The sequence below is a fragment of the Pantoea sp. BRR-3P genome (assembly GCF_039621635.1).
Lineage (GTDB): Bacteria > Pseudomonadota > Gammaproteobacteria > Enterobacterales > Enterobacteriaceae > Pantoea > Pantoea floridensis.
Map to the genome: position 1 here is coordinate 145,963 of NZ_CP155067.1, position 23,650 is coordinate 169,612.

Annotated in this window: 22 protein-coding genes; 15 read left to right on the forward strand and 7 right to left on the reverse strand. The window is 55.6% G+C overall.

The features are described 5' to 3' along the window. Nucleotides 1–141: 141 nt before the first annotated feature. A complete protein-coding gene (locus AAGR08_RS20270; RefSeq protein ID WP_345830539.1) occupies nucleotides 142–2,007 on the forward strand; it encodes a sigma-54-dependent Fis family transcriptional regulator in 1,866 nt (621 codons plus the stop codon). A 61-nt stretch (nucleotides 2,008–2,068) separates the two neighbouring features. Here AAGR08_RS20270 and AAGR08_RS20275 read toward each other — a convergent pair whose 3' ends face one another. After that, entirely contained in the window at nucleotides 2,069–3,124 is a 1,056-nt protein-coding gene (locus tag AAGR08_RS20275) for a 2,3-butanediol dehydrogenase (RefSeq protein WP_345830541.1), read from the reverse strand. 198 nt (nucleotides 3,125–3,322) lie between these two features. Next, nucleotides 3,323–4,231 carry a LysR family transcriptional regulator gene (locus AAGR08_RS20280; protein WP_345830543.1) on the reverse strand — a complete coding sequence of 303 codons (909 nt, stop codon included), beginning with the start codon at nucleotides 4,229–4,231 and terminating at the stop codon, nucleotides 3,323–3,325. A gap of 142 nt (nucleotides 4,232–4,373) precedes the next feature. Between AAGR08_RS20280 and AAGR08_RS20285 the strand changes: the two genes are divergently transcribed. Beyond that, nucleotides 4,374–5,375, forward strand: a complete 1,002-nt coding sequence (locus AAGR08_RS20285) for a zinc-binding alcohol dehydrogenase family protein (RefSeq protein ID WP_345830545.1) — start codon at nucleotides 4,374–4,376, stop codon at nucleotides 5,373–5,375. A 119-nt stretch (nucleotides 5,376–5,494) separates the two neighbouring features. Next, the gene (nfsB, locus tag AAGR08_RS20290) at nucleotides 5,495–6,148 is read left to right on the forward strand and encodes an oxygen-insensitive NAD(P)H nitroreductase (protein WP_345830547.1); all 654 of its coding nucleotides are present in this window, start codon (nucleotides 5,495–5,497) and stop codon (nucleotides 6,146–6,148) included. A 50-nt stretch (nucleotides 6,149–6,198) separates the two neighbouring features. Here nfsB and AAGR08_RS20295 read toward each other — a convergent pair whose 3' ends face one another. Genes AAGR08_RS20295 through AAGR08_RS20305 form a run of 3 tightly spaced genes read right to left on the reverse strand, consistent with a single transcriptional unit; the run spans nucleotide 6,199 to nucleotide 9,017 of the window. Then, nucleotides 6,199–7,560 carry a heavy metal sensor histidine kinase gene (locus AAGR08_RS20295; RefSeq protein WP_345830549.1) on the reverse strand — a complete coding sequence of 454 codons (1,362 nt, stop codon included), beginning with the start codon at nucleotides 7,558–7,560 and terminating at the stop codon, nucleotides 6,199–6,201. Next, complete coding sequence (locus AAGR08_RS20300) at nucleotides 7,557–8,231, reverse strand: heavy metal response regulator transcription factor (protein WP_345830551.1); 675 nt, start codon at nucleotides 8,229–8,231, stop codon at nucleotides 7,557–7,559. Before AAGR08_RS20300 ends, AAGR08_RS20295 begins: the two co-directional genes overlap by 4 nt. 24 nt (nucleotides 8,232–8,255) lie before the next feature. Then, entirely contained in the window at nucleotides 8,256–9,017 is a 762-nt protein-coding gene (locus AAGR08_RS20305) for an alpha/beta hydrolase (protein ID WP_345830552.1), read from the reverse strand. A 275-nt stretch (nucleotides 9,018–9,292) separates the two neighbouring features. On the opposite strand from AAGR08_RS20305, the gene AAGR08_RS20310 reads away from it, so the two are divergent. The 8 genes from AAGR08_RS20310 (at nucleotide 9,293) to AAGR08_RS20345 (ending at nucleotide 17,764) form a co-directional block, all read left to right on the forward strand. Next, a complete protein-coding gene (locus tag AAGR08_RS20310; RefSeq protein ID WP_097098032.1) occupies nucleotides 9,293–10,273 on the forward strand; it encodes a TIM barrel protein in 981 nt (326 codons plus the stop codon). Between the two features lie 46 nt (nucleotides 10,274–10,319). Then, complete coding sequence (locus tag AAGR08_RS20315; protein ID WP_345830554.1) at nucleotides 10,320–11,360, forward strand: substrate-binding domain-containing protein; 1,041 nt, start codon at nucleotides 10,320–10,322, stop codon at nucleotides 11,358–11,360. A gap of 16 nt (nucleotides 11,361–11,376) precedes the next feature. Beyond that, nucleotides 11,377–12,879, forward strand: a complete 1,503-nt coding sequence (locus tag AAGR08_RS20320; RefSeq protein WP_345830556.1) for a sugar ABC transporter ATP-binding protein — start codon at nucleotides 11,377–11,379, stop codon at nucleotides 12,877–12,879. A gap of 24 nt (nucleotides 12,880–12,903) precedes the next feature. Next, entirely contained in the window at nucleotides 12,904–13,875 is a 972-nt protein-coding gene (locus tag AAGR08_RS20325; protein WP_097098029.1) for a ribose ABC transporter permease, read from the forward strand. Further along, on the forward strand, nucleotides 13,875–14,732 hold the full coding sequence (locus AAGR08_RS20330; protein WP_097098028.1) for a MurR/RpiR family transcriptional regulator: 858 nt from the start codon (nucleotides 13,875–13,877) through the stop codon (nucleotides 14,730–14,732). Before AAGR08_RS20325 ends, AAGR08_RS20330 begins: the two co-directional genes overlap by 1 nt. A gap of 3 nt (nucleotides 14,733–14,735) precedes the next feature. Further along, nucleotides 14,736–15,599, forward strand: a complete 864-nt coding sequence (locus AAGR08_RS20335; protein WP_345830559.1) for a PfkB family carbohydrate kinase — start codon at nucleotides 14,736–14,738, stop codon at nucleotides 15,597–15,599. Between the two features lie 173 nt (nucleotides 15,600–15,772). Further along, complete coding sequence (locus AAGR08_RS20340; RefSeq protein WP_345830560.1) at nucleotides 15,773–16,543, forward strand: transporter substrate-binding domain-containing protein; 771 nt, start codon at nucleotides 15,773–15,775, stop codon at nucleotides 16,541–16,543. A 144-nt stretch (nucleotides 16,544–16,687) separates the two neighbouring features. Continuing rightward, nucleotides 16,688–17,764 (forward strand): DUF2817 domain-containing protein, encoded by a 1,077-nt coding sequence (locus AAGR08_RS20345; protein ID WP_345830562.1) that lies wholly within the window; start codon nucleotides 16,688–16,690, stop codon nucleotides 17,762–17,764. Here the strand turns inward: AAGR08_RS20345 and AAGR08_RS20350 are convergent. Then, on the reverse strand, nucleotides 17,759–18,529 hold the full coding sequence (locus tag AAGR08_RS20350; RefSeq protein ID WP_345830564.1) for a 2OG-Fe(II) oxygenase: 771 nt from the start codon (nucleotides 18,527–18,529) through the stop codon (nucleotides 17,759–17,761). The two genes, AAGR08_RS20345 and AAGR08_RS20350, sit on opposite strands and share 6 nt — an antisense overlap. A 98-nt stretch (nucleotides 18,530–18,627) precedes the next feature. Between AAGR08_RS20350 and AAGR08_RS20355 the strand changes: the two genes are divergently transcribed. The 4 genes from AAGR08_RS20355 (at nucleotide 18,628) to AAGR08_RS20370 (ending at nucleotide 22,307) form a co-directional block, all read left to right on the forward strand. After that, nucleotides 18,628–19,527, forward strand: a complete 900-nt coding sequence (locus AAGR08_RS20355) for a LysR substrate-binding domain-containing protein (protein ID WP_345830566.1) — start codon at nucleotides 18,628–18,630, stop codon at nucleotides 19,525–19,527. Nucleotides 19,528–19,688: 161 nt separating this feature from the next. Further along, on the forward strand, nucleotides 19,689–20,987 hold the full coding sequence (locus AAGR08_RS20360) for an SLC13 family permease (protein WP_345830567.1): 1,299 nt from the start codon (nucleotides 19,689–19,691) through the stop codon (nucleotides 20,985–20,987). 21 nt (nucleotides 20,988–21,008) lie between these two features. Next, the gene (locus AAGR08_RS20365; RefSeq protein ID WP_097098021.1) at nucleotides 21,009–21,866 is read left to right on the forward strand and encodes an AraC family transcriptional regulator; all 858 of its coding nucleotides are present in this window, start codon (nucleotides 21,009–21,011) and stop codon (nucleotides 21,864–21,866) included. Nucleotides 21,867–21,899: 33 nt separating this feature from the next. Continuing rightward, complete coding sequence (locus tag AAGR08_RS20370) at nucleotides 21,900–22,307, forward strand: DUF2000 family protein (protein WP_345830570.1); 408 nt, start codon at nucleotides 21,900–21,902, stop codon at nucleotides 22,305–22,307. A 13-nt stretch (nucleotides 22,308–22,320) separates the two neighbouring features. Here the strand turns inward: AAGR08_RS20370 and AAGR08_RS20375 are convergent, their stop codons facing one another. Then, nucleotides 22,321–23,649 (reverse strand): amidase, encoded by a 1,329-nt coding sequence (locus AAGR08_RS20375; protein WP_097098019.1) that lies wholly within the window; start codon nucleotides 23,647–23,649, stop codon nucleotides 22,321–22,323. Nucleotide 23,650: the final 1 nt, after the last annotated feature.

Sequence of the window (23,650 nt, forward strand, 5' to 3'; positions counted from 1 at the left end):
CATGGTAATCCCCCAGAGTAAAGTCTTCTGCTGTCGTTGCGCATCTCATCCACGCTACATCTGTTATTTAGATGTTAATCCGCTATGCTGTGATTCCGCTTTAAACTGGCGTGTATAGTGCGCTGATGCAGGAGAATCGCTGTGAACCTAAGCCAGCGTGAACACATTGCCAATGTAGTTGCCCGAATCGAGAACCGTAATGCTGCCCGCGTGGTTAATCCGCAAGAGGAGGCGGTGCAGGCTTCATGGTTACGCTGTGTCAGTGAGCATGGACTGGATCCCGCTCGCCTGCAGGACGCGCGTATTCTGCCAGCACATCAACTGCTTGAGCATCGTCAGCAGTTGGATGAGCTGCGCTTTGTCGCTCAGCACGGTTTGCAGACGCTTTATCAGCAGATTGCGCCCGCTGGCTATATTCTGCTGCTGGCCGATGCACAGGGCGTCGCGGTGGATTACCTCGGCGATGCCAACGCGGAGGTCAGTTTGCGGCGTGCGGGATTATTCCTCGGTTCACAATGGTCTGAAGCGTTATCAGGTACCTGTGCGGTGGGCACGGCGCTTGCCACTGGCAACGCGATCACCGTGCATCAAACTGACCACTTCGATGCCACCCATATTCCGCTCACCTGCAGCGCGGTGCCGCTGTTTGATTCGCAAGGGGTGATGCAGGCGGTACTGGATATCTCCGCGTTAACATCGCCACAGCCGCGCAGCAGTCAGCATCTGGTGATGCAGTTGGCGCTGGGGCAGGCCCGACGGATTGAAAACGCATGGCTTTTACATCGCCATCGTCAGGACTGGATTCTCAAACTCAGTCGCACGTATGCATGGGCCGATGTACATCCTGAATACCTTCTGGCGTTTGATGTTTCCGGACAGCTGGTAGGCATGAATCAGCCGGCGCGCCAGCTGTTTTCTGGGCGGGATGATCTTCTCGGATCCCCCCTTTCAGCGCTATTCCGCACCTCGATCGATCAGCTGCCGAGTTGGTTAAATGCTTCCGAAGTCCATCAGTTAGAAGACATCAGAGGCGAGCAGCGTTTCTTCGCCCGTACGCAGCCACCTGCCGCGCCGCGCATCCGATCGGCCGAGGTGAAAACGGCGCCAGCCCTGGCGGCGCTCAGCGGCGGCGATACGCAGCTTGATCGGCAATTACAGCGCGCGACGCGTTTGCTTAATACACCGCTCAATGTGTTGGTACAAGGTGAAACCGGCAGCGGCAAAGAGTATTTTGCGCGCGCTTTCCATCAGGCCAGTTCGCGGCGGAAAGGGCCCTTTATCGCAATCAACTGTGCAGCAATTCCGGCGACATTAATTGAGAGTGAGCTGTTTGGCTATCTGCCCGGCAGTTTTTCGGGAGCCGGCAATCGCGCGCGCAGCGGGCTGATTCAGGCCGCGCACGGCGGTACGTTATTCCTTGATGAAATTGGCGATATGCCGCTGGAAATGCAAACGCGTTTGCTGCGCGTGCTGGCGGAGCAGGAAGTGCTGCCGATTGGCGCACGCCAGGCGCAGAAAGTCGATCTCCGCGTGATCTCCGCTTCTCACCATGCGCTCACCGAGCGGGTGGCGCAGGGAGCATTCCGTGAGGATCTGCTGTATCGCTTACAGGGCGCGACTATCACGCTACCGCCGCTGCGCGCACGCCAGGATATTAATGGGTTGATCGACCAGATGCTAAACGGCAAGGCGTTAATCAGTGATGCTGCGCGCCAGACGCTGTGCTGTTATTCCTGGCCGGGCAATTTGCGCGAGTTACATCACGCGCTGCAATATGCCCAGGCGATGTGTGAACAGGGAATGATTCAGCGTGCAGATCTGCCTGATGCGTTACAGCTGCCGCAATCCGTCGCGCCCTTATCGCTGAGTGGCGAAGCAGAAGCGCTGCGGCGGCAACTCAACGCCGTGGGTTGGAATCAAAGCGAGGCGGCGCGTCAGCTGGGAATTAGCCGCATGACGTTGTATCGTCGAATGGGAAAATTCGGTATTAAGCGCAAAGACGCGTAACTCCTTAATCTTTCGCTGCCTGTCCCATGGGTCGCCATTAATGGCGACCCATGGCTGGCGATTACTGCGGGGGACGAACCAGAATTTTCACCTGCTGCTTCTCTTTCACCAGCGCTTCAAATCCCTGCTCGACCAGATCGGTCAACTCAATGCGTTTAGTGACCAGTTTTTCCGCCTGGAAGTAGCCCTGAACCATCAGCTCCATCACCGCCGGGAAAATATGGCGATAGGCGATGATGCCTTTCACGTTGCGCTCGGCTAGCACCACTTTATTCGGATGGAATGACGCTTCACCTTCCCAAATAGACACGATGATGGTTTCGCCTTCATAGCGGGTACTGTCGATGCACTGCTTCAGCACTACCGGTACGCCGGTGACCTCAAACGCGACATCGACGCCGCCCTTGCTCAGCTCACGGATTTTCGCTACCGCATCGTCTTTACTCGGATCGATGACTACGTTAGCGCCCAGCTCGCGCGCTTTCTCACCGCGCTGTTGCGAAAGCTCCACCACATAGATTTCGGCGGCGCCTGCCGCGCGCAGCGCTTCAATCACCAGCAAGCCAATCGGACCGGCACCAAATACAGCGGCTTTATCGCCGGCTTTCAGTTTGCTCATGCGCACGGCGTGAAGGGCCACCGCCGCCGGTTCAACCAGCGCCCCTTGCTCGTAAGAGAGTGCATCTGGCATGCGATGCACCATGTGCTCCGCTACCACGGTAAAGCTTGAGAAGCCGCCGCCGCCGCCGGATAAACCGTGGAAGCCGAGATCGCCACACAGGTTGTATTTACCTTCGCGACAGGCAGCGCATTCGCCGCAGGAAAGAATCGGCTCGACCACCACACGATCGCCCGCTTTCACTTTCGTCACGCCGGTACCCACTTCCACCACTTCGCCAGAAAACTCGTGGCCCATCACGATTGGGGCGATGTCATGGCTGATTTTGTGCGGATGGTCGACAGGTACAAAAATCGGACCGGCAAGATATTCATGCAAATCGCTGCCGCAAATACCGGTCCACGCCACTTTAATTTTAACCTTACCGGCTGAAACCTGGGGTTCTTCAATCTCATCTACGCGAATGTCGCGTGCTTTATACCAACGTGCCGCTTTCATTATTTTCTCCTTGAGTCTGGCTGTGGTTCTGTCCATTGCCACGCAGGTGGCCGGTGCAGAAGCTCAAAAGGAGAGTGCGAAAAGCGTGCCAGCCGCTAAGGGGTTAACAAGACTAATAAAATCAATAAGTAAAAATTAAGCGCGTGAGCGTGAACAGTATCAGTGTTACAGCTGTAACAGGTGCAGATGTCACAGCAGTTACAGCCGCGCTGTTATCGCGCGCAGATGCTCGCGCAGTAGGCTATGTAAGGCACGGATCGCCGGAGAAAACTGTTTACGGTGCGGGCAGATAAGGTGCAGCGGGGTACTTTCACCCGGCATCTCCGGTAGTACGATCTCCAACCTTCCTGCAAGCACATCCTCACACACATCAATCCAGGATTTATAGGCGATGCCCATGCCCGCGATGGCCCAGCGGCGGGCAACCTCCGCATCATCACACAGCATGCGGCTTTTAACCGTAATTTGCCGCCGCATGCCTTCCTGCGGGAAAGCCCATTTGTCGTAAACGTGTCCGCCCATAATAAACAGCAGGCAGTGATGATGCTGGGCAATCTCTTCCAGCCTTTGCGGGCGACCATGGCGATCGAGGTAATCGGGCGATGCCACCATCACGCGGCGATTATCCTCCGCCAGCGGCAGCGCAACGTAACTGCTGTCTTCCAGCTTGCCGTAGCGAATGGCGATATCCACCGGATCGCGAAACACGTCGCTGATCTGATCGGAAAAAGCGAGCCGCACCGCCAGTGCCGGATGCGCGCGGCAGAAGCCGGTAATCAACGGCAGCAAGATGTTGCGGCCAATGTCCGAAGGCAGCGCGATTTTAAGCTCACCGCTCAGCGCATCTTCATCGCTCTGCAAACTGTCGGCTCCGGCCTGCATCAGGGCCAGCATCTCCTGCGCATAGGGCAAATACTTTTCCCCTTCCGCGGTTAAACGCAGGCTACGCGTGGAGCGGGCGAATAAGCGGCGATCTAAATCGCGTTCCAGCCGCTGAATCGCCGCGCTCACCTGACCGGGCAATAAGTTCACCTCGCGCGCCGCGCGGGAAAAGCTACCGAGGGCGGCAGAACGGACAAACAGCGTGACATCTTCCAGACGGATCATCTGCTTCTCAGTGAAAGGAGTAAAAACGGATTTTCACTCTAAAAGTGAAAGTGTTCACCTGCAAGGGGCATTTTTCATTGCGTAACGGCCCGTTATGCTGAATCTATCGCATGAAAACTGCTGTTAAATAAGGATCTGCCTGATGAAAGCCATTGTTTATAGCCAAAACGGTTTACCGATTTCTGATGAAAATGCGCTGTATGAACTCGACGTAGAAAAGCCATCGCCAGGCGCACGCGATCTGCTGGTAAAAATTCACGCCATCGCGGTGAACCCCGTGGATACCAAAGTGCGTGCCGGTGCACCCACCGATAAGCCGCGCATTCTGGGCTGGGATGCGGTTGGCGTAGTGGAAGCGATTGGCGCGGATGTCACGCTGTTCCAGCCCGGTGACAACGTGTTCTACGCCGGTGATATTACCCGCGCTGGCAGCTACGCCGAATATGGGCTGGTGGATGAGCGCATCGCCGGGCATAAACCACGCTCATTGAATGATGCCGATGCCGCCGCGCTGCCGCTGACATCCCTCACGGCCTGGGAATTGCTGTTTGATCGACTGGAAGTGCAAGCTGAAGATGACGCGGCCTTACTGATTATTGGCGCGGGCGGCGGCGTCGGATCGATCCTGACGCAGCTTGCCAGCAAGCTGACCAAACTGACGGTAATTGGCACGGCATCGCGTCCGGAAACGGCGGATTGGGTGCGTAAGCTGGGGGCGCATCATGTGATTGATCACCATCGTCCGCTTGGCGAGCAGCTGGAAGCGATTGGGCATAAAGAGGTGCGCTATGTCGTTTCTTTAACCCACACTGACAGCTATTACGCGCAACTGATCGATGTCATTGCGCCGCAGGGTAAATTGGCGTTAATTGACGACCCGGAGACGCTGGATGCGGTTCCACTGAAGCGCAAAGCTATTTCGCTGCACTGGGAATTGATGTTTACCCGCTCGCTGTTCCACACCGCTGATATGCAGCGTCAGCATGAGATTCTGCAGCGCGTGAGCCAGTTAATCGATGATAAAACCCTGCAAACCACGGCGGGAGAACATCACGGCACGATTAATGCCGCTAATTTACGCCAGGCCCACGCGCTGATCGAGAGCGGACGCGCGCGCGGCAAGATTGTGCTGAGCGGGTTTTAAGTTTTAACCATGCGCAATAAATTGCGCCGCTACAGATAACTGCACGCTGCTGTAGCGGCGCGATTTATCGCGCAATGTCGACACCAGAATTTTATTGATCTGAAAACAAGGAATCTGACATGACACTCAATGATGCCGTTGCCCGTCGTCACACCGTAAAAGCCTTTGAGGGCGGTAAAAGCCTGCCGCAGGACGAAATCGAAACCCTGCTAAACGTGCTGCGCAACAGCCCATCATCGGTCAATTCACAGCCGTGGCACTTTGTGGTGGCGTCCACCGCGGCGGGCCGTGAGCAGATGGCAAAATCTACCGACGGCGCGTTCGTTTATAACAGTCCGAAAGTACTGAATGCGTCGCACGTTATCGCGCTGTGCATGCGTACCGATTTGGATGAAGCGCATCTGCAACATGTGCTGGCACAGGAAGAAGCGGACGGACGTTTTGCTAAGCCGGAGGGTAAAGCCGGGCAGGATAAGAGCCGTCGGAGCTATGTTGATATGCATCGTTACGAGCAGCGTGATGTGCCGCAGTGGATGGAAAAACAGGTTTATCTGGCGCTGGGTGGCCTGCTGCTGGGCGCCGCAATGTTAGCGATTGATGCCACACCAATGGAAGGTTTTGACCCGCGCGCACTGGATCAGGCGCTGGGACTGCGTGAAAAAGGTTTCACCAGCGTGGTGCTGGTGTCACTAGGCTACCGCAGCGATGCGGATTTCAACGCTGCGTTGCCAAAATCACGTTTGCCGCGTGAAGAGATTTTCACCTTTATTTGACTGTCGTAGGGTGCGCATTGATGCGCACCGTTTCAACGGCTGCACTTACGCTAAGGAAATCGCAGCGTAAAGCGGTTCACGCCATGCTCGCTGTGCACCTCGCAGCTTCCCTGATGCAGGCGCATAATGCTGCGCACGATCGATAATCCTAATCCGCTGCTACCCTGATGACGTGATGGATCGGCGCGCCAGAAGCGATCAAAGATGCGCGCCTGCTGTTCGCCACTGAGCGCGGGGCCTCGATTTTCCACTACCAATGTCGTGCCGTGATTGAAAATACGGATGGTGGTATGACAATCGCCATAGCGCAGCGCATTCGCTATCAGATTGGCTAGCGCGCGCTGCAGCAGGTGCGCGTCGGCATGCAGCTCGCCGTGCAGCGCCATCTCCAGTTGCATCGCCTGTTCTTCTGCCATGCCGTCAAAGTACTCCTGCAATTTCTCACCCAGCACCGCCAGATCGATGTTTTGCACATCCATTGCCTGGCTGGCATCTTCCGCTTTCGCCAAAAACAGCATGTTGTCGATCATCTTTGCCAGTCGCTCCAGCTCTTCGTAATTGGAGCCGAGCAGCGCCTGATAATCGCCGATGCTGCGCGTCTGGCTAAGTGCCACTTCGGTCTGTCCCATCAGCGTATTAATGGGCGTGCGCAGATCGTGCGCCATATCCGCTGACACCTGGCTCAACTGCTGATAACCGCTTTCAAGGCGGCTTAGCATCTGATTAAACGCCGCGACCAGCGGCTGCAGTTCTGCTGGGGCTTGATCGGGCATGCGCTGCGACAAGTGGCGCACATCAATCGCATCCGCCTGCGCCGCCAAACGTCGGAGCGGAATGAGACCGCGCCGCACCAGCCAAACGCTGATCGCCGCCACCAGCAACGCCGCCAGCGCAGTGGTGAGGACGATTTGATTGCGATAGCTGTTGAGCGTTTGCGTGCGATCGCTCATCAGGCGGCCAGTAACGATCTCGATCTGTCCGCTGCCATCGCGCGTGGGCGTTAGCGCCGCCGCCGAGATAAACGGTGTACCGTCTTCGGCAGCCAGATGATGCACCGACGCAAGCGACAACGGTTGATCTGCAGCGACCGGCGTAATGGCAGGAAGCGGACGTTGACCGGGGTTGACCACAATCAGCGGCGGCTGGCCGGGAAAACGCAGCACCAGCAGCGACTCGGTATTACCAAGCATGTTGGCGAATAAGCGGGGTTTCTGCTGGATCAGCGTCACAGCATCTTCATCGCGCAGCAGGGTGCGGATTTGATCGATACGATTGAGCAGCGCCGCATCGTCGCGCACGCCAATTTGCAGCGCCAGGGAGTGATAGAGCGCGATACCGCTGAGGGAAAAAATGACGATCACCGTCGCGCTCAACAACAGCGACAGTCGCGCGGCGAGGGAAGGTTTCTTCATGATTCGGCTTCGCAGCGATAACCGACGCCGTGCACGGTGTGAATCAGCGGCGGCTCAAACGGGCCGTCAATTTTTTGCCGCAGACGTTTCACCGCCACATCCACCACATTGGTATCACTATCAAAATTCATGTCCCACACGCGGGAAGCAATGACGGTGCGCGTCAGTACTTCGCCCGGATGCAGCATGAACAGATGCAGTAAATTGAACTCTTTGTTGGTGAGATCGATACGCTGACCGCCGCGCTCAACGCGGCGCTTTAAAATATCAAGCTGCAAATCGGCAAGCCGCAGCGTATCCGGCAGCTTTTGCTGACTGCCGCGCCGCAGTTGCGTGCGGACGCGTGCCAGTAGTTCTGCGAACGAGAAGGGTTTTACCAGATAATCATCTGCGCCTAGTTCTAGCCCTTTTATCCGATCTTCCAGCGTGCTTTTCGCGGTGAGGAAAATGACCGGCGTGTGGATTTGTTTATCCAGCGCCGCCATCACTTGCCAACCGTCCATGCCGGGCATCATAACGTCGAGTAATATCAAGTCGTAATGATGCTCCTGCGCATAGAACACGCCATCCTGACCGTTTTCCGCCACATCCACGATGAATCCCGCTTCCGTCAATCCTTTGCGCATGTAATCGCGCGCTTTGGCTTCGTCTTCAATCACCAAAATTTTCATGCGCTTCTCCGCGGGAAAGGGGATTTAGGGTTGCGCGTGCTGCGCCGCTTGTTCAATTAATTTTGCAACATCATCAGGATGCGACTGGTAAACCGAATGGCTGGCACCGGCAATTTCCACCGTGTGGCTGTGCGCGCGTTTGGCGTACATGCGCTCCAGATCGGGACTGATGATTTTGTCAGCTTTCGCCACCATGTACCAGCTAGGCTTGGTCTTCCATGCCGGGTCAGGAATGTTGGCGGTGAAAACGGCCGAATTGGTTGGCATTTGCGCATGGGCTTCAAAATCAGCCTGGGCGGCAGGCAAATCGGCAGCGAAATCGCTGTGGTAATTTTCTGGCGCGATAGTCAGATAACCGTCACTCGATTTCGCGAACGGATGCGCGCTATTGGGGAATTTTTTGCCGTTGCTGGCTTCCGTTTCGCCGTTATCCAGCGCGTGGGCGGCGATGTAGACCAGGCCCGCCACTTTATTGTCGTTACCGGCTTCACTGATGATCGCGCCGCCGTAACTGTGTCCTACTAAAATCACTGGCCCATTTTGCTGATCGATAATGCGACGCGTCGCTGTAACATCTTCCGGGAAGCCGGTCAGCGGCTCCTGCACCAGCGTCACTTTATAGCCATCGTGCGTCAACCGATCGTACACCGGACGCCAGCCTGCACCGCCAACGAAGGCGCCATGCACCAGCACAATATTGTTAATCGGTTGCGCCTGCGCTTGTGCTGCGCCGCCTGCGATAGCCAGCAGCATGCCCGCTGCGAGAGTCAGTTTGTTCATTTTCATCTTGTTAATCCTGATTGCGAAGGTTGACCTACAGGATATGAAAAGGGCGCTGACATCAGCGTGAGCGAGTTATGACAAAAGAATGACATCGACCGAAACGTGTCTGTCGATCCCGCGCAACTGATCAAGAATTTCGTGAACATCCTCTCACTTTGAATAGTTTCTGAGCGTCACTGCTTGCCAAATAGCGTTGGCTATGTAATTTATTCCATAACTTCACAAATAATCGTGAAGAAGGAAAGTACATTACAACTTGTCACGAAGGGTCCTTCCTCATGTCCGAATTAAAGTTTGCTACACGTTTGAACTCATTCGCCTCTGGGGCGCATCTTTACTGGCCAGATCTTCAGGGAAAACCTTCTGTTTTACAGATGATTGCGCGTGCAGGAAAAGTGCAGGGGCTCACGCATTTGGACCTCAACTATCCGCAGCACATCACCACGGATATCCACACCATGCGGCAGGCGATTGACGATGCCGGTTTAGCCGTTAACGGCATGCAGATGCGTTGGGATGCGCCGCAGTTCAAAATTGGTGCCTTTACCAACCCGGATGCAAAGATTCGTCGCGAAGCTATCGAGCTGACTAAGCGCGGTATCGACGCCGGTCGCGAATTCGGTTCACGTTTAATGACACTGTGGATGGGGCAGGACGGCTTCGATTACTGCTTCCAGGCTGACTATAAAAAAATGTGGGAAGACGCAGTGAGCGCGGTGCGTGAAGTGGCGGAGTATGCGCCAGATATCGACGTTAGCATCGAATACAAACCTAACGAACCGCGCGCCTACAGCATCTTCCCGAATGCCACCACTTGCCTGCTGGCGGTGGAAGAGGCTGGTTGCGCCAACCTCGGCATTACGCTGGATTTCGCCCACGTGCTGTTTGCCAACGAAATTCCGGCCTTTGCTGCGGCCATGGTGGCGCGCCGTTCGCGTTTACTTGGATTGGATCTCAACGATGGCTGGGGCAAGCGCGATGACGGTTTGATGGCCGGTTCAGTCAATCCGCGCGCCACGCTAGAGTTCCTCTGGCAGATGCAGCGTGATGGTTATCAAGGCGCGTACTACTTCGATACCTTCCCCGACGCCAGCGGTCTGGATCCGATTCGCGAAGCCGAGATCAATATTGCGACCGTTACCCGTCTGCTGAAACTGTGCGAAAAACTCAATAACAATCCGGCGCTGGAGGAGGCGATTGGTCGCCAGGATGCCGTGTCATCGCAGCAAATTGTCAATGACATCATGCTGGCTCGTTAACGAAACAACTTCAACGTCACGCGAAAACTATAAAAAGGCTAACACCATGAAAAAGCGCTTACTCTCTGTCCTTACCACCGCGTTATTGTGCTCCAGCGTTTACGCCGCCACATTGCCGCCGCTGAAATCCGATTCTGAACCCGATCGCACCGACTGGACGCAACTGGAAAGCAAGTATGGCCCGATGCCGAAAGTCGATGCCAAACTGAAAATTGGCGGCGTATCGAAAACGTTGACCAACGAATACTGGCGTTCCCTCGGCGAAGGCTATCAAAACGTCGCGAAGAAATATGGCTTCACCGTGGCGTATCAGGCAGCGGCCAATGAGGACGATCAGCTCGGTCAGCTGTCGATTGCTGAAACGCTGATCGCGCAGGGATTTAATGGCCTGCTGGTCTCGCCGCAAACCGATATCAACCTCGAACCGGCGCTGGAGAGTGCCAGCAGTAAAGGCATTCCGGTGGTGAACGTTAACGATGCTGTGGTGCCCAGTGCGCAGTATTACGTGGGCAACGTGCAGAAAGATAACGGGGCACGCGTGGCAAAATGGTTTATCCAGCACCATCCGCAAGGCGGCAAAGTGGCGGTGATTGAAGGCCAGCCGGGCGTCTATGCTGCGGGCCAGCGCACCGCCGGTTTCAAGGAGACGCTGCAGGCTAATGGCAAATTCAACATTGTGGCCAGCGTGCCCGCCAACTGGAGCCGCGAGCAGGCGTTCAACGCGGCCTCAACCATTCTGCAGCAGCATCCCGATTTGATCGGTTTCTATGCCAACAACGACACCATGGCCTTAGGCGTCGTTGAAGCGGTGAGCGCGCAGAATAAAACCAAACAAACCGCAGTGTTCGGTACTGATGGCATTTCAGATGCGTATGCCTCCATCAAACGCGGTGAATTGACCGGTACGGTGGATAGCTTCCCGGTGCTGACCGGCGAAGTGGCGACAGAAGTGATCCTGCGCCTGATCGCTGGCCAAAAACTGTCGCGCGTGGTGACTACGCCGCAGGCGCTGATCACCAAAGATAACGCCGAGGCGTTTTCGACCAAAGACAACGACAAACTGCGTCAGCTGCTGGCTCAGCAATAAAACAGGCGGAGAGCGTATGGAACAGTATCGCTTAATGATGCGCGGTATCACAAAAACCTACGGCAGCGCTGCGGCGCTGCAAGAGGTAGATTTTATGGTGCGGCCAGGTGAAGTACACGCACTGATTGGTGAGAACGGGGCGGGGAAATCGACGCTCCTCAACATCCTTTCCGGCGTGCGCTCTGCTGACAGTGGTGAAATTTATGTCAATGGCCAACAGGTGCAGATGAAGAATCCGCTAAGCGCACGGCATGCCGGCATCGCCATGATTCATCAGGAGTTACAGCATGTTCCTGAGCTCTCCGTAGCCCAGAATATGTTTCTTGGTCGCCCGCTCACCACGCTGAAGGGATTTTTCGTGGATAAGCGTGCGCAGCTGGCGCGTGCGGTGCACATTCTCAAGCAGCTTGATCCGAGTATTAACCCGGCTGAGCCGATTAAAAATCTCAAGGTGTCACAGCAGCAGATCGTCGAAATTGCCCGCGCGCTGCTGGATGAGGCCAAAATCATCGCCATGGATGAACCGACCTCTAGCCTGACGCCGCGCGAGTTTGAGCGTCTGGCCGAACTGATCGCAGATTTGAAATCCACCGGTGTGTCGCTGATTTACGTGTCGCACAAGATGAACGAGATTTTCCAGGTGTGCGATCGCGCCACCATCATGCGCGATGGACGCCAGGTTGGTGTGGTGAACATTTGCGATGAAACCGAAGAGAGCATCGTGGCCAAAATGGTCGGGCGTAAAATCGAAAAGCTGGAGCATCACTCCTGGGCCAGCGAGCGTCAGGTGCTGCAGGTAGAAAATGTCGCGCGCGGTAATGAGATCAAGCCTGCCAGCTTCAACGTCTGCGCAGGGGAAGTGCTGGGCATCGCCGGGCTGGTGGGCGCCGGTCGAACCGAGTTATTAAAACTTATCGCGGGGATCGACAAACGCAGCGCGGGTGAAGTGCGCGTGAATGGCAAAGCGGTGCGCAATCATAACGTCAGCGCGGCGATTCGTGCCGGTATCGGTTTGGTGCCGGAGGATCGTAAGAAAGAGGGCATTATTAAGGCGCGCGCGGTGAAGATGAATATGGCATTGCCGTCGATGCGCAACTTCACGCTGGGCGGATTGATCCGTAAAGCTAAACTGAACCAGGTGGCGCAGGAAGTGATGTCTGACCTGAAACTGCGTCCGCTGAATATCGAAAAGCCGATCGGCACGCTGAGCGGTGGTAACCAGCAGAAGGTGATTATTGGTCGCTGGGTCGCGGCGGATGCTGACGTATTTTTATTTGATGAACCGACCCGGGGAATTGATATCGGCGCCAAATCAGAAATTTATAATCTGATTGAGAAACTGGCGCAGCAAGGTAAAGCTATTGTGGTGGTCTCTTCGGAAATGACGGAAATACTGCGGGTATCCGATCGCGTTTTAGTGATGCGCGAAGGCAAAATTACCCGTGAACTGCAGGGTGCAGAAATTACTGAAGAAAATATCGCGAGCTTTGCGATTAAAGAAATTAAAGAAGCTATTTAACGCTTACCCTATCAAGGCTAAATTATGATGACGCAAAGTTCTACTCAGTCTACGACTGCGCCGTCGGCGCTGCTCAAATTTAATCTGCGCGACGCGGGCACGTTAATCGGTCTGGTCATTATCGTCGTGACATTTTCGTTTTTATCGCCGGTTTTTTTTACCGTGCCCAACTTACTGAATATTTTGCAGCAGTCATCGATTAACGCCTTAATTGCGTTAGGTATGACGCTGGTGATTATTTCGGGCGGTATTGACCTTTCCGTTGGTCCAACGGCGGCGCTGTCGGCGGTATTGGGCGCTACTATGATGGTGGCGGGCGTGCCGGTGCCGGTAGCGATTATGGCAACACTGGGGATTGGCGCGCTGTGTGGTGTATTTAGCGGCACCTTAATCGCCTATGCAGGATTGCAGCCGTTTATTGTTACGCTCGGCGGCTTATCGTTATTCCGCGCCATTGCACTGATTTATACCGGCGGTAATCCGGTGTTTGGTATTCCGATGGAATTCCGCAGCATCATTAATAGTACGGTAATAGGTGTGCCGACACCGATTGTGATTGTGGCGGTGATTGCGCTGCTGTTATGGGTGGTAATGAATAAAACCCCGCTGGGCGAATACATTCTTGCGGTAGGGGGTAATGAAGAAGCGGCGCGCGTGGCGGGGGTGCCGGTAAAAAGGACGAAAGTGACGGTGTATATTATTTCCGGTACGCTGGCGTCACTGGCATCATTAATTTTGATTGGCCGCTTAGGTGCAGCTGAACCCACCATCGGTAATTTGTGGGAGCTCGATGCCATTGCGGCGGCGGCGATTGGTGGCGCATCGCTGATGGGGGGTAAAGGGAGTATTGTCGGCACCCTTATTGGTGCAATTATTCTTGGCGCATTGCGTAATGGCTTGACGCTACTAAATATTCAGGCCTTTTATCAATTGCTTGCTACCGGGCTAATCATTATCATAGCGATGTTGATTGACCGGGCGACACGAGGCAGGTAATGAAGCAAGATCCGCGAGCCATTGGCGCTCAAATTCGCATGCGCTTACCGCAACTCACGCCGCTAGAAAGACGCGTAGCAGAAGCGATTATCGCCAGAACCGACATAAATGAACAAACATCGCTGCAGGAGATTGCTGAGGAAAATGGTGTTTCCCAGGCGATGATTGTGAAAATTACCAAGAAGCTTAACTTCACCGGCTTCCGTAATTTTCGTACCGGCCTGATTTATTATAATCAGTCGGAAGTGGCCGGTTTACATGCGGAAATTGAGCCGGATGATTCATCGGAACAATTGCTGGCGAAAGTGTTTAGAACATCGATTCAGGCAATAGAAGAAACATTGTCGATTCTGGACATTTCGCAATTTAACCGTGCGGCAGACATTTTATTTAAAGCGCGTCATATTGATCTTTATGCGGTCGGCGGTTCGGCTACCGTAGCACGCGATTTATCGCATAAGTTGCTTAAGATTGGTATTAAATCGACGGCCTATGATGATGCCCATATTATGCTGATGTCGGCAGCCGTATTGTCTGATGATGATGTGGTTATCGCCATCAGCCATTCTGGTGCCACGCGCGCGGTAAATGATCCTATTAAACTGGCAGCACGTAACGGCGCAAAAATTATTGCGATTACGAACTATGCTGAGTCGCCTATTGCGCGAAATGCGCATGTGGTTCTTACATCAACATCCCAGGGATCGCATCTGCTTGGTGAAAATGCTGCGTCACGTATCGCGCAATTAAATATTCTTGATGCGTTATTTGTCGCAATTGCCAAAAAAGATCTCAAGCTGGCAGAAACGAATTTGATGAAAACCCAGCGAGCGGTTCAGGATCTGCGGGACTTTTAAATCATGAACAAAATTATTGTTGCCGGCAGTTTGCATTACGACATTATGCTGGCGGCCCACCATCGCCCGGAAAAAGGCGAAACGGTTATCGGTAGCGGTTGCAGTTATAAATTTGGTGGCAAAGGCGGCAATCAAGCGATAGCGGCGGCGCGTGCGGGTGCTGCGGTAAGTTTTGTCGGCGCCGTTGGTGATGATGCACAGGGCGAGTTTTTACTGCATGCGCTGCAGGCGGCGGGTGTTGATACCCAGGCTGTGGCAATTCTAGCGGCTATGCCTTCTGGTATGAGCGTGGCCATCAGCGATGCAGAAGGGGATTACGGCGCGGTGGTGGTGTCGAATGCCAATCTGCATATTGATGCCAGTGCAACGCGTGATGCGCTGTGGCGCGATGCGGGCATGCTGGTGTTGCAGAATGAAGTGCCCGCCAGCGTAAATCTGCAGCTGGCAACGCAGGCGAAGCAGCGCGGTATTGCGGTATGCATTAACGCCGCACCGGCGCGTGATATTGAACCCGCGTTGGCCGATTGTGTGCAACTGCTGATCGTTAACGCGGTAGAAGCGCGTGACATGTGCCAGATTGCGGTAAACGATCTCACCTCGGCCTGTGAGGCGGCACAAGCGCTGGCACAGCGTTTTCCACAGGTGATCGTAACGGCAGGTGAGCATGGTCTGGCATTATGCGAAACGGGCGGGGCGGCATTTAGCCTGGCGGCGATCCCGGTTGAGCTGGTGAGTACGCATGGTGCCGGCGATTGTTTCGTCGGCGTGTTGAGTCAGGCGCTGCTGGCGGGACTCAGTTTGTCGAATGCGGCGGCAAAAGCCAATCAAGCCGCCGCCGAGCACGTTTCACGTCCTGCCATCGTGTGACTTTTTCTCCGGCATTAAGATTCTCTTACGGCCGGAGATAAATTCGCTTAACTCCTTCTGTTTTAATAAGAATTTCCTCTGCAATAAACCCATCTTTTTAGTGGTGGCAATGTTTCCATCATGTTATTAACTCTGCATGCCGTTGTGAATTTACCTGCCTGCTGGAGATAACAATGAAAAAGAATTTGTCCTTTGCGTTACTGCTTTCACTGAGCGCTTTCAGTCATGCGGCGTTCTCCGAGCAAACCCTGCGCTTTGGTGTTGATCCTACCTTCCCACCGTTTGAGTCTAAAGCCAGCGACGGATCGTTACAGGGTTTTGATATCGATCTGGGCAACGCAATTTGTGCCCAGGCCAAGGTCAAATGCGAATGGGTACAGATTGGTTTTGACGGCAGCATTCCGGCGCTGCAGGCGAGGAAATTTGATGCCATTCTTTCGGCGATGTCGATGACCGAGAAACGCCGCGAGCAGGTGGCATTTAGCGACATGCTGTACGTCACGCCGAGTGCGCTGCTGACACCGGCGCAAAGTCCGCTGACTGGCGACATCAAAGCGTTACGCGGTAAAAAGATTGGTGTCGCGCAGGGCACCATTCAGGAAACCTACGCCAAAGGAAAGTGGGCTACGCAGGGCGTGGATGTGGTGTCGTATCCCAATCAGATGGAGATTTATCCGGATCTGGTGGCAGGGCGTCTTGATGCCAGCCTGGCGAATGCGGTTTCCGCTGAGCAAGGTTTCCTCAGGACCCCGGAAGGCAAAGGTTATGTCATCAGCGCCACGCTGGTGGATAAAGAGGTTCTGGGCAACGGCGTTGGAATTGGACTGCGCAAAGGTGATGATGCCAATCTTAAGTTGATCAATAGCGCACTGGCTGAGTTGCACAGCAACGGCACCTACGATCACCTGGTGCAGAAGTATTTTACATTCAAGGTCTACCCGTAATGAGAAGGCGCGGCCATTGGAAGGGTGCGCATTAATGCGCACCCTACAATTTCCGTAGGGTCGCTATTTATGGCGACCTCGCCGCAAACCGCACCATGCTAGTCAGATCAATCCCGACCGCCATTAATTAGAGCAAGATCAATCATGCCTGACTTACCTCACTACACTACCCAACGCGCGCGTTTTCTCGCCGCCGTTAAACGCCAAAACGGCGCGTTGACCTCCTACGCGCATCCATTACCCGGCCCGCAGGGCGAAGAACTTTACACCGATGTTGCCGTCATCGGCGAGGCTAACGCTTCACGGCTGATGTTGGTGATCGCCGGCACGCATGGTGTGGAAGGTTACTACGGCTCTGATTGCCAGATTGCCTGGCTGGATCTGTTTAACCTTACCGCGCTGCCCGCCGATACCGCCATTGTGATGCTGCATCAGCTCAATCCATGGGGCGCTGCGCACCTGCGACGTGTCAATGAAGACAATATTGACCTTAATCGCAACTTTATCGATTTCAACCAGCCTGCTCCGGCGAATCCCGCTTACGCTCGCTGGCACGCGATTTACCATGGCGATCGCGCTAACGCCGATCGGATGTTAGCCGACACGCTAAGCGGCGCCGGATGGCTGGCAGTGAAACGCGTGGTGGAAGCGGGGCAATATGACGCGGCAGACGGCTTCTTTTACGGCGGCCAGCAGCCCAGTTGGTCATACCGCACCATGGAAAGCATTATCGCCAACCACTTATCGCAGGCAAAAACCATTCTCAGCTTTGATTTGCACACCGGCGCGGGCGCGTGGGGGCATCCGATGCTGCTGTCGATTGCCGAGCAGCGTTTCGCCGCGCACGACTGGGGCAAAGAAATTTACGGCGAATGGCTAACGCTGCTGTTTACCGGCGCAGGCCGCGATAGCGAGACCGGCGTGACCGCCACCGCCACCGGTTATCTGTCGCAATTCCTGCTGACTGCGTTACCTGACGTGCAGATTTTGCCGCTGGTAGTGGAGTGTGGCACCTATACCGGCGAAGAGATGCATCGCCGCGTGCGGGACGATCACTGGCTGCATTTGCAAGGCGATCCGGCGAGCGAACATGGGCGAGTGATCAAGCAGGCGTTAGTGGAGGGATTCTGGCCCGCCGATGCCGACTGGCGGGCGCTGGTGGCGTTTCGTACTCAGCAGATCTTTGTGCGCGGCTGGCGTGCGTTGCTCGCGACGTTATAACCGGCCATAAAACGTCATTCTGGCGGTTTCCGACAGGGCAATACCCGGCTCGGTGTTGTACGCCAGTACGGCCAGCATGCGGGTGATATCGCCTTCGGTTGGCGTAACGCGATGCAGCGAGTTGCGGCCACGGAATAGCACGAGATCGCCGGCATCAATTGCCAGCGCCTCAACCGGCTGGCGCTGATCGAGCACGGCGGCGACGCCGTCAAAATTCATCTCGCCGGCATCGGCGTTACGTAAATCTTTCACATACTGGAATACCGCACCGGCACGAGGTTTCTGCACCAGCAGGGTGATGGCGAAAGAAGAGTTATCAAAGTGCCAACCCAGCTCCTGACCGTCTGGCGCGTAGTGCAAATTGATCGACGACAGCGGATCGGCGTAGGGATAAAGCGCTTCTTCGCCTAACACATCGCAGAGGAAACTTTTGAACAGCGCATCATTGTAGAGCTGACGCAGCGGCGAATCGGCAGCAATCACGTCATCGGTAATACACCCTTTGGTACTCAGCACATCGCGATTACGTGGATGGTCAGCGCTGTAAGCGTCATCCTTTTTCATCAAATAGACGTTGTGCTTACTGGCGGTGTGATAAGCCAGATGGCGCTGCGCATCACCTTCCGCAATGATGGCGTGTAGCGCAGCGGGCTGTAAAAACTTACGCAGTACCAGCGCGCCGTGCTGATTGAGTTGTTCACGGCAGGTGCGACGCCAGTCGGCATCAGCCAGCGGATGAAGGTCGAAACGAATCAAAGCAGACATAGCAACAGTTCTCATTTTTACCGGTGTGTCATGACTGTAACTCGCTGATAGGGTAGTGCGTAACGATAAATTCTTAACACCTTGCTAAGGAAACCTTAATGCCTGCGCAATCACCGCGTTTGCCAAAAATTAGCGTTATTCAATCGTTTAAAGTGGCGGCGGAGCTGGGCAGCCTGGCGAAAGCGGCTGCTCAGCTGGCGTTAACACCCGCCGCCGTCAGCCAGCAAATTCGCCAGCTGGAAGAGCAGTTGGGCAGCGCGTTATTCGTACGTACGCAGAGCGGCGTGATGCTGACGGACATTGGTAAAGAATACCTGCGCTATGTCACTGAAGCATTTGACATTCTGCACCTTGGCCAGCAAAACCTGCGCCATGCTGCCGCCGTGCCAAAACTGACGCTCTATTCACTGCCTGCGCTGGCATCAAAGTGGTTATTGCCCAATATTGCTCAGTGGCGTGAACAGTGCCCGGATATCGATTTATCGCTGCACGGCACCCACACGCAGGTAGATTTCAACGCCACGCCGGCGGATTTTGTCATCTGCTTCGGCGACGATCGCTATCCTCAGCTGGATAAGCAGCTGCTCTTCCGTGATGAGGTGCTGCCGGTAGCCAGTCCAGCGCTGCTGCAACGCTATGTGGGGCAAGATGTTTTGCTGCAGGCACCGTTGATCCATCTCGACTGGGGTAACGAAGGGCGTTTTCTGCCCGACTGGCCCAGCTGGTTTCAGGCTAAAGGGATGGATGATCCGGCGCCGCAGCCTGCTTTTAGCTTCAATCTTACATCGTTGGCTATCGATGCTGCCGTGGCTGGCGCGGGGGTGCTGTTGGGGCAGCGCCGGTTAATTGCTAATGAACTGGCGCGCGGCGATCTGGTGATTGTCGATGCGCTTAGCCTGCCGCTGAGCAAACCCTACTTCCTCGCCTGGCCACAGCGGTCGCTTAGCCAGCCCGGCAGCAAGGCACTGATTAACTGGCTCACGGCACTTTCAAGTTAAAAAACTGTTAACGGATTCATCTTTCTGCAGGTTGGTTTGCAGTAAGCTGTTGCGCTTTGCATCCGTCTGCAGGCGCGCATGAATGCGCACCCTACGAAAACCGCAGCGGGCACGTAGGGTCGCCATTAATGGCGACCGGCACCAGGAAAGGGAGTTCAGTAGTGACCACAGATCTAAATTTTTGGCTTACCGCACTGGTGGTGGGTATCACCATTGTGCTGTGGGCCAGTGCGCGTTTACCTGAATTTATCACCGCGCTGCTGTTTTTTACTGCAGCGATGCTGTTAAAACTGGCGCCCGCCAGTAGCGTGTTCAGCGGGTTTGCCTCATCGGCATTTTGGCTGGTGCTGAGTGGATTTGTGCTCGGTGCGGCGATCCGTAAAGTCGGCCTCGCCCAGCGCTGGGCCAACTATCTGGTGGTGCCCATGAGCCAAAGCTGGCCGCGCATGGTGGCGGGAACCGTGTTGCTCACCTATCTGCTGGCGTTTGTCATGCCTTCGAATATGGGCCGCATTGCGCTGCTGATGCCGGTGGTGCTGGCGATGGGCGAACGAGCGGGGATCAAAGCGGGCAGCCGCGGCAGCATCGGTTTGGCGCTGGCGGTCGGATTTGGCACCTTCCAGCTCTCCGCCAGCATTTTGCCTGCAAACGTACCTAATCTGGTGCTGAGCGGCGCGGCAGAAAGCGCTTATCAGCTGCATTTGCAATGGTTGCCATGGTGGGTGCTGCATATGCCGGTGATCGGCGTTGGCAAAGGCATGTTGTTAATCGGTTGCCTGCTGTGGCTGTTTCGCGCCACACCGACGCCGGTTCGCCAGCGCGATGTGCTGCCGGGCCTAAGCCGCAGCGAATGGCGGCTGATCGGCCTGTTGATGGTGACCTTGCTGTTGTGGATGACCGATAGCCTGCATGGCCTGCCCGCAGCGTGGGTGGGATTGGCGGCCGCCTGCATTTGCCTGCTGCCGCGCGTCGGCTTTCTCTCGGGCGATGATTTCACCAACGGCGTGAATTTCCGCACCTGCATTTATATCGCCGGTATTCTGGGCGTCGCCACACTGGTAGTGGATTCCGGATTAGGGCGCTTCATCGCCAATGCGCTACTTAGCGTGTTGCCGCTGCAGGATCACCCGTCGTTCAGTAATTTTGCCGTGCTGAATGCGCTGGTATCGCTAATGAATTTTGTCCTCACCGCTAATGGCGTACCGGCGATGGTCACGCCAATGGCGCAAGAGCTGGCGCAGGCGTCTGGCTTTCCGCTGCTTACCGTCATCATGCTACAGGTGTTTGCCTACGCTACGCCGCTGTTGCCGTACCAGGCGTCACCGGTAGTGGTGGCAATGGGATTAGGCAATGTCCCGGCGAAGGCCGGCCTCCAGCTATGCGCGACCCTCTTTCTGTTCAGCGTCCTGATGCTGTTGCCACTGGATTATCTGTGGTTCCGACTGCTAGGCTATGCCTGATATATCTGTCAGAGATCGCCTATGCCAGCTAATAACGATTGGGTTGATTTTCGTCGTGATGACGAGACCGGAATTGAAAGCGTCAACGCGCATTTTCGCGGGCACGCTTACGATCCACACGACCACGATGAACTGCTGGTGGGTGTGACCCAGCAGGGTTTACAACGTTTCAATTGCCATCGTTCTCTGCACACCAGCACGCCGGGCCGGGCGATTTTGATTGAGCCTGGCGCGGTGCACGATGGCCATGCGCCGGATGCCGCAGGCTTTACCTATGTGATGCTCTATCTGCCGCAACCTTGGGTGGCAGAGATGATGCAGCGTCGCGGGTTGGGCGATGTTTCGAATATTGAAGGCGCCTTCCGCCACACGCTCACCGACGACGCGCTGCTCGCGAGCGCCATTCAGCAGGCGTGGTTTGCGGTGCATCAGGGAGAAGGGCGGCTGGCGCGCGATCAAAGCCTCGATCATCTTCTCACTTTGCTTGCGCGTCACCTGGATACCAAACCCAGCGTGCAGCACAGCGAAGCGATGCGTCAGATGCAGCTGCTGCGCGACTATCTGCACGATTTTATGGCGCAGGACATTGGGTTGGATGAACTCGCCCGACTTTCCGGCATCGATCGATTTCGTCTGACGCGCCAATTCAAACAGGCGTTTGGTCAATCTCCGCATGCCTATCTGGTGCGTTTGCGATTGCGCAGCGCACGCGCGCTGCTGGCCCAGGGTATTGAGCCCGTGCAGGTGGCAACGCAGGTAGGATTCGCCGATCAAAGCCATCTGGGTCGCTGGTTCCAACGCGCCTATCGCATGACGCCGGCGTCTTATCAACGTCAGTGCACAAACGTTCTATACGCTTCCCTGCCTGCTCTTAGATGATGAGGTTTTGTCGTCATTGGAGAGTAGTTGCAGATGTTTGATACCAAAATCGCCCTGATCGTACGTGATGATTTAGCCACCTGGCAGCGCCTGAATGTGGTGGCGTTTCTTGCCACCGGCATTGCCTCCGCCGCGCCTGAAATGATGGGTGAACCCTATGTTGATGCCAAAGCGCGCCAGTACGGCAATATGGCGGGACAGCCAATGCTGGTGTTTGCCGGAGATTTAGCCGGGTTACAGCGCGCGCATCGTCAGGGACTGGAGCGTGAGTTAACCCTCATTCCTTACGTTGAAGCGATGTTTTCCACCGGACACGACGCCGCGAACCGCGACGTGTTTAAGGCGGAAGACGCCGATAATTTGAACTTGGTGGGTATTGCACTACGCGGCCCGAAGAAGGCGGTGGATAAGGCGATTAAGGGATTGGCGTTGCACGGGTAAGAAGGGTACGCATTTAGGCGCACCTGAATTTATCCGCCACACTCAGCAACAAATCTTCCCGCCCACGCAGCGCCAGCAGCTCCAGCCCAATCGGCAAACCTTCGGCGCTGAATCCTGCCGGAATGCTGATCGCCGGCGCGCCGGTCACCGCTGAAATCAGTGCGTTGCTGCCTTCCTGCATCTCGCCGTGCTTAACCGGCGCACGGCGCACCACTGGATAAGCCAGCAGATTGATCTGCTGCGCGGCGAAAAATTCAGCCAGCAGCAGATACAATTCGCGCTGACGCTGCTGTACCTGCTGATAACCTTCACTCTCCACGCCCGGATGCTGCGCCCGCGTGGTAAACACCGTTTCCAGCTGCGGATGGTAACGCTTCGACGCCACCACTTCCGCCAGCGTGCGGCTCTGCGCCTGCGGTTTATCCGCCAGATACGCCGCAAGCGCACCGGCAAATTCGTAGCCGATGATATTGGCGTCAGCCGCCAATGTCTCCAGCTGCGGATAACTCACCTCACGCGGCGCGAAATCCACCAGCGCCGCGCGCACCGCCTGATTAATCTCGTCTTCATCGGCAGCAAACCCTTCCTGCCAGATGCCGATGCGCAGCGGCTCATCGCTCTCCGCGAACTGTTGCCCGCTCAAAATCTCAGACGCTAAACGCAGATCCGCCGCCGATCGCGCCAGCGGGCCGGGAATGTCCTGGGTTGGCGACAACGGCACGATACCGTCGGTGCTGATCGCGCCGCGCGTCATGCGCAGTCCGAACAGATGATTAAACGCCGCCGGAATGCGCACCGAACCGGCGGTATCGCTGCCGATCGCCAGCGGCACATAACCGGCCGAGACCGCTACGGCGGAACCGCTGCTCGATCCGCCCGGCGAGCGGCCTTCAACCCACGCATTGTGGGTAAAACCGCTCAACGATGACGCGCCGGTAATGCCTGCCGCCAGCTCATGCATGGCGGTTTTGCCGATCAAAATCGCGCCTGCTTTTCTCAGTCGGGTAACCAGCGGCGCATCATCGCTGGCGATAACCTCACGCAGCAGCACCGAACCGGCGCTGGTCGGCCAGCCTTGCACTTCAATATTGTCCTTGATCAGCACTGGAATCCCTTCCAGAGGTCCCGCCACTTCTCCACGCTGACGACGCACATCGCTGGCGTCCGCCGCCGCTAAAGCCTGATCGGCAAACAGCCAGGTAATGGCGTTGTAACGCGGCTGATCCACCTCGCCAATGCGCTGCAGCGCGAACGTCGTTAACTGGCGAGCGCTCACCGTGCGCTGGGTCAGCGCCTGCTGTAAATCGTTGATCGAAGCGGTGAGATAATCGGCGTATTGCATC

What these genes read in the sequence shown, in the direction of transcription:
- AAGR08_RS20335 (WP_345830559.1), top strand. Translation starts at nt 14,736, where the DNA reads ATGAACAAAATTATTGTTGCCGGCAGTTTGCATTACGACATTATGCTG.
- AAGR08_RS20295 (WP_345830549.1), bottom strand. Translation starts at nt 7,560, where the DNA reads ATGAAGAAACCTTCCCTCGCCGCGCGACTGTCGCTGTTGTTGAGCGCG.
- AAGR08_RS20375 (WP_097098019.1), bottom strand. Translation starts at nt 23,649, where the DNA reads ATGCAATACGCCGATTATCTCACCGCTTCGATCAACGATTTACAGCAG.
- AAGR08_RS20370 (WP_345830570.1), top strand. Translation starts at nt 21,900, where the DNA reads ATGTTTGATACCAAAATCGCCCTGATCGTACGTGATGATTTAGCCACC.
- AAGR08_RS20355 (WP_345830566.1), top strand. Translation starts at nt 18,628, where the DNA reads ATGCCTGCGCAATCACCGCGTTTGCCAAAAATTAGCGTTATTCAATCG.
- AAGR08_RS20350 (WP_345830564.1), bottom strand. Translation starts at nt 18,529, where the DNA reads ATGTCTGCTTTGATTCGTTTCGACCTTCATCCGCTGGCTGATGCCGAC.
- AAGR08_RS20275 (WP_345830541.1), bottom strand. Translation starts at nt 3,124, where the DNA reads ATGAAAGCGGCACGTTGGTATAAAGCACGCGACATTCGCGTAGATGAG.
- AAGR08_RS20320 (WP_345830556.1), top strand. Translation starts at nt 11,377, where the DNA reads ATGGAACAGTATCGCTTAATGATGCGCGGTATCACAAAAACCTACGGC.
- AAGR08_RS20285 (WP_345830545.1), top strand. Translation starts at nt 4,374, where the DNA reads ATGAAAGCCATTGTTTATAGCCAAAACGGTTTACCGATTTCTGATGAA.
- AAGR08_RS20340 (WP_345830560.1), top strand. Translation starts at nt 15,773, where the DNA reads ATGAAAAAGAATTTGTCCTTTGCGTTACTGCTTTCACTGAGCGCTTTC.
- nfsB (WP_345830547.1), top strand. Translation starts at nt 5,495, where the DNA reads ATGACACTCAATGATGCCGTTGCCCGTCGTCACACCGTAAAAGCCTTT.
- AAGR08_RS20315 (WP_345830554.1), top strand. Translation starts at nt 10,320, where the DNA reads ATGAAAAAGCGCTTACTCTCTGTCCTTACCACCGCGTTATTGTGCTCC.
- AAGR08_RS20325 (WP_097098029.1), top strand. Translation starts at nt 12,904, where the DNA reads ATGATGACGCAAAGTTCTACTCAGTCTACGACTGCGCCGTCGGCGCTG.
- AAGR08_RS20280 (WP_345830543.1), bottom strand. Translation starts at nt 4,231, where the DNA reads ATGATCCGTCTGGAAGATGTCACGCTGTTTGTCCGTTCTGCCGCCCTC.
- AAGR08_RS20310 (WP_097098032.1), top strand. Translation starts at nt 9,293, where the DNA reads ATGTCCGAATTAAAGTTTGCTACACGTTTGAACTCATTCGCCTCTGGG.
- AAGR08_RS20300 (WP_345830551.1), bottom strand. Translation starts at nt 8,231, where the DNA reads ATGAAAATTTTGGTGATTGAAGACGAAGCCAAAGCGCGCGATTACATG.
- AAGR08_RS20365 (WP_097098021.1), top strand. Translation starts at nt 21,009, where the DNA reads ATGCCAGCTAATAACGATTGGGTTGATTTTCGTCGTGATGACGAGACC.
- AAGR08_RS20305 (WP_345830552.1), bottom strand. Translation starts at nt 9,017, where the DNA reads ATGAAAATGAACAAACTGACTCTCGCAGCGGGCATGCTGCTGGCTATC.
- AAGR08_RS20345 (WP_345830562.1), top strand. Translation starts at nt 16,688, where the DNA reads ATGCCTGACTTACCTCACTACACTACCCAACGCGCGCGTTTTCTCGCC.
- AAGR08_RS20330 (WP_097098028.1), top strand. Translation starts at nt 13,875, where the DNA reads ATGAAGCAAGATCCGCGAGCCATTGGCGCTCAAATTCGCATGCGCTTA.